At 67.3% G+C, this 3663-nt stretch carries 4 protein-coding genes and 1 pseudogene; all 5 read left to right on the top strand.

Annotated features, from left to right (window positions below; translation table 11 throughout):
* Window positions 1-554, top strand: a pseudogene (locus INE98_RS10855) (acyl-CoA thioesterase domain-containing protein); the annotation flags it as partial.
* Window positions 555-591: 37 nt separating this feature from the next.
* Window positions 592-1626, top strand: a complete 1035-nt coding sequence (locus INE98_RS10850; RefSeq protein WP_293519659.1) for an alcohol dehydrogenase catalytic domain-containing protein — start codon at window positions 592-594, stop codon at window positions 1624-1626.
* A 2-nt stretch (window positions 1627-1628) separates the two neighbouring features.
* A complete protein-coding gene (locus tag INE98_RS10845) occupies window positions 1629-2081 on the top strand; it encodes a PaaI family thioesterase (RefSeq protein WP_293538869.1) in 453 nt (150 codons plus the stop codon).
* Window positions 2078-2863, top strand: a complete 786-nt coding sequence (locus tag INE98_RS10840) for a crotonase/enoyl-CoA hydratase family protein (RefSeq protein WP_293519657.1) — start codon at window positions 2078-2080, stop codon at window positions 2861-2863. Before INE98_RS10845 ends, INE98_RS10840 begins: the two co-directional genes overlap by 4 nt.
* Window positions 2864-2867: 4 nt before the next feature.
* Window positions 2868-3638, top strand: coding sequence for an enoyl-CoA hydratase-related protein (locus tag INE98_RS10835; RefSeq protein ID WP_293519656.1), 771 nt, complete (start codon window positions 2868-2870; stop codon window positions 3636-3638).
* Window positions 3639-3663 lie beyond the last annotated feature (25 nt).

Genomic DNA, 3663 nt, shown 5'->3' with positions numbered 1-3663 from the left:
TTGTGGGCGGAAGCCGGGTCCGCGTGTTCGAGTCGCTTCTGTCGTGCGACGGCAGGGTGCATGCGCGGGCGCAGATGACGCTCGCCGCGCCGGCGCCGGAGTCGCGCCTTACGGAAACCTTCGAGAGCCATCCCATCAGCACGCCCTTCGCCGATCCCGAGAGAGGGATCCGCGGCGCACCGCGTGCACCGCATGGCGGACCCTGGCTGATGGACTCCCTCGACGGCCGGATCACCCCGGACGGCGTGTTCTGGTTCCGCTGGATACGGCCGCTTCTTCCGCCGGAGTTCCAGTCTCCGTTCACTTGTCTGCTGCCGCCTGCGGACTGGGCGCACGGTATTGCAAGGCCGGGCTTTCCGGGACCGCCGCCCGCCAGCGCCTGGCCGAATCTCGACCTCACCCTCCACACGGCGCGAATGCCGGCGGGCGACTGGATCGGACTTCGACCCCAGGGGCACTGGACCACCGACGGCTTCGGAATCGGTGGCGGCGAACTTATCGACAGGCAGGGGGCGTTCGGACGCGTGGCGATGGGCGTCGCGGTGTTCGCGTGAACAGACAACTTTCTTCGAAACTTCGGGAGATATTCAAATGACCCAACTGGTCGTCACGGGGCCGAACAGGCTGGAGTGGCGCGAGCCTCGGTCGGCGCGGATCGAGGCCGACACCGATGTGATCATCCGGCCCACTGCGGTGTCGCGATGCGATGTCGATATCCCCGTGATTGCGGGCGGCCTGCAGATACCCATCGAGATCGGACACGAGTTCGTCGGCCAGGTGATCGAGGTCGGGGACGCGGTTCGGTCGTTCCGGCCCGGGCAGCGCGTCGCCTCCGCCTTCGCCATTTCGTGCGGCGCCTGCCGCGCCTGCGCAAGGGGCGCGCATCACTCCTGTCACACCGTGGAGAAGCCGGCCTATTTCGGGTTCGGCGCCTATGGCCACGACTGGGGCGGCGTCGTCACCGACCGGGTGCGTCTGCCGTTCGCCGACGCCATGCTGACGCCACTGCCCGACAATGTCAGCGATGTCGCCGCAGCGAGCGCCGGAGACAACCTCGCCGACGCCTATCGCGCCATTGTTCCTCACCTCCACCAGATCCCGGAAGGCCGTGTTGTGGTCGTCGGCGGCGGCAGCCCCAGCATCGGGCTCTATTCGGTGGCCTGGGCGAAGTGGGCCGGCGCATCGGTCATCGATTACTGGGACAACGATCCCCGGCGCCTTGCGCTTGCCGAGCGTCTCGGGGGGTCGGCGAAAGCCCGCGCCCACCCCGACCCCGGGCGCCACTACGACATCGCCATGCACGCGAGCGGACGCGCCGAGGGCCTTCTGGCGACCCTGAGGGCGCTCGACTTCGGCGCCAAGCTGACGAGCTCCTATGTCGGCTCGCCGCAGGTGACCCTGCCCTACATGGAGGTGTTCACAACCGGCGTGCAGATGACGTTTGGCGACCAGAACACCCGCGCCAACTTGCCGGCGGTGCTGCAGGCCCTCGCCGGGGGTTTCGATCCGACCGCCATCATAGCCGAGGTTGCGGACTGGGTCGACGCTGCGGACGCCTTCCTTTCGCCGGCGGCCAAGCTGGTCATCCGTCGCGACGGGATCGGCGGCAAGACCGCAGGAGGCTGAAGATGGCGGCCTCAATCGAAGTCGGCCGCGCCATTCTCGCGGCGCAGCCGTTCAGCCGGCTTCTCGGCACGGAGATGGCGGCGTATGGCGACGACGGCGTCGAACTTCGGCTGCCGCTCACGGAGGTTCTGCGCCAGCAGCACGGCTTCGCGCACGGCGGGGTGCTGGCCTACCTGGCCGACAACGTGCTGACATTCGCCGGGGGGCTGGCCATGGGCGGCGGCGTTCTGACGGCCGATCTCAAGCTCAACTATGTCCGCCCCGCCATCGGCCAGCTCCTGATCGCACGCGCCACGGCGGTCAGCGCCGGCAAGACCCAAGCCGTGTGTCGCGGCGAGGTTTATGCCGTCGATGAGGGCGTCGAAAAAGTGTGCCTGATCGCGCAGGGCATGGTGCTGCGCGCGGCCCATGCGCCAACATCGCAGCATCGGCCATCCCCGGAGCAGGTGTCGTGAGCGTCTCCACACGCACGGCCGATCGCATCACCATCGTCACCATTGAGCGGCCGCAGCGCCGCAATGCTGTCGATCTGCCCACCGCCCTTGCGCTTGTGGACGCGTTTCAGGCGTTCGACGCGAACGACAGCGCCGACGTCGCCATTCTGACCGGCGCCGGCGGCGCGTTCTGCGCCGGCGCCGATTTGCAGGCCCTTGCGGCTGGTGAACGCAAACCGGTCGACCCGGACGGTGTGTTCGCGCCAATGGGCCCGACGCGCATGCGCCTTGGAAAACCGGTCATCGCGGCGATCGAGGGCGCAGCGGTGGCGGGCGGTATGGAGCTCGCTCTGTGGTGTGATCTGCGGATCGCCGGTCGCTCAGCGACGATGGGCGTCTTCAATCGTCGTTTCGGCGTACCCCTTGTAGATCTCGGCACGATCCGCCTGCCGCGGATCATCGGCCAGGGCCGGGCGCTGGAACTCATCCTGACCGGCCGTCCGGTGACGATGGACGAGGCCCTGCGCATTGGCCTCGTAAACGAAGTGACAATGGACGGCGGAGCTCTCGATCGGGCGATTGAGCTTGCGCATACGCTCGCCGGATTTCCGCAGACGGCGATGCGCAACGATCGCCTGTCCGTTTACGCGCAATGGGACCTCGAGGAGGCGGAGGCCGTTGCAAACGAGATCGCGCTCGGTCGTGCGACGATCGACAGCGGCGAGACCCTTTCCGGCTCCCGCCGGTTCGCTGGCGGTGCGGGCCGCCACGGCGCCTTTGAATCTGGATGCAAGACGGATTGATCTGATGAATGAGCACATTCTCACAACCGACGAGGCTGGAGTTCGGGTTATCGAGATCGCTCGGCCGCAGAAAAAGAACGCCCTTACGCAGGCCATGTACGCCGCGATCATCGCCGCCTTGGAGGCGGGCGACGCGGACCCGCAGGTGCGGGTGTTCGTGCTCACCGGGCAAGGCGGGATGTTTACGAGCGGGAATGATCTCGCGGACTTCACCGCGAATACACGCGCCGATGGCGCTTCATCACCGGCCGAGCGCTTTCCGTACGCGCTGACTCAAACACGCAAGCCAGTCATCGCCGCCGTGAATGGGCCGGCCATCGGCGTCGGCGTGACGATGCTGCTGCAGTGCGACCTCGTCTATGCGGCCGACAGCGCAACCTTCCGCACGCCGTTCGTGGACCTCGCGCTCTCGCCGGAAGGCGCCTCGTCGTTGCTCATGCCGGCGGCATTGGGCCGCGCGCGCGCGAATGCACTCCTGCTGCTGGGCGATACCTGGACCGCAGAAGAGGCTCTCGCAGCAGGACTGCTCTCGGGCGTCGTACCCGCAAAGGATCTCTTGACCAGTGTGATGGCTCGCGCACGTGCGCTCGCGGCCAAGGCGCCCGGCGCTGTGCGCGCGAGCAAGGCGCTGATCGACGCCGATGCACCCGCTGTCCTCGACCATATCCGCCTTGCCAGCAAGGTATTCGCCGAACGCGTCGGCTCGCTGGAGTTCGCCGAAGCTGCGTCGGCTTTCATGACCCGCAGACCCGCTGACTTCTCCAAGTTCTCCTGAACGGCACGCAAGAAAAACCCGCGAT

The sequence above is a fragment of the Phenylobacterium sp. genome (assembly GCF_020253645.1).
In the GTDB taxonomy this organism is placed as follows: Bacteria; Pseudomonadota; Alphaproteobacteria; order Caulobacterales; family Caulobacteraceae; genus Phenylobacterium.
Note: the sequence above shows the minus strand (reverse complement) of the source record. Positions and strands in the feature narration are given on the sequence as shown.

Bases quoted from the DNA above. Each gene is read 5' to 3' on its own strand.
- INE98_RS10850 (WP_293519659.1), top strand. From the start codon at position 592: ATGACCCAACTGGTCGTCACGGGGCCGAACAGGCTGGAGTGGCGCGAG.
- INE98_RS10845 (WP_293538869.1), top strand. From the start codon at position 1,629: ATGGCGGCCTCAATCGAAGTCGGCCGCGCCATTCTCGCGGCGCAGCCG.
- INE98_RS10835 (WP_293519656.1), top strand. From the start codon at position 2,868: ATGAATGAGCACATTCTCACAACCGACGAGGCTGGAGTTCGGGTTATC.